We start from the raw sequence: 738 nt of genomic DNA, 5'->3' as shown, positions 1-738 counted from the left end.
CGCTCCGCGCAACGCCGCACAACCCACGGCCCGACGGCCACCCCCGCGCACGGAAGCGCGGCCCGCCACAGGCGAACGCCCCTTCCGCCCCCCTTGATCGCACAGGCCACCCGCGCATCCGGCCACCCGCTCTTCTCCGCCTCGCTGCTCTCCACCCGTCGGCCCACCGTACCGCATGCACAATCCTATCTTCACCACCAGGGAACGCTTTGCGCTGTTCGGCCTTGCCATCGCCCAGGCGTTCCTGCTGCTGCTCATCCTGCTGCCCGCCCCGCGCGATTCCGACGTGCTGCGCGTGGCCGCCCCTGCCCGCGAACGGGTGCTGACGCGCCTTTCGCCCTACGGCCCCGGCTTCGAACAGGAACTGCTGACCGCCTTCTGCGCCCGCTACGGCTACGAACTGCGCTGGGTGAAGGCCGACAACCGCGACGAGGCCCTGCGCCTGGTGGCCGACGGCTACGCCGACGTGTCCGTGGGCTTCGGCACCGCCCCCGACGGCGACGGAGACACCGGAAACGATGGCGGTTCCGGCCCCATGGCGTCCGGCACCTCCGGCATTGCCCCTGCCGCAATCGAGGCGACCACTGCAACGGACGACGCGGACGCCACGCCCGGCATTTCGCTGGCCGCGCTGCTGACCCGGCTGGCCACCGGCACGGACCACACCCCGCCCGAGGATTTCTATCGCGGCGACTACATCAAGGACATTGCCGCCGAAATGCTGGCCAAGGACCCCGG

1 pseudogene is annotated in these 738 nt (G+C 71.1%); it reads left to right on the top strand.

What is annotated here, in order from left to right:
• Nucleotides 1-175 precede the first annotated feature (175 nt).
• Nucleotides 176-738 (top strand): annotated as a pseudogene (locus FVW27_RS18035) (transglycosylase SLT domain-containing protein); the annotation flags it as partial.

It is taken from the genome of Nitratidesulfovibrio liaohensis (assembly GCF_011682075.1).
GTDB lineage: Bacteria > Desulfobacterota > Desulfovibrionia > Desulfovibrionales > Desulfovibrionaceae > Cupidesulfovibrio > Cupidesulfovibrio liaohensis.
The sequence above is the reverse complement of the archived record's forward strand: the minus strand, read 5'-3'. Positions and strand labels throughout refer to the sequence as shown.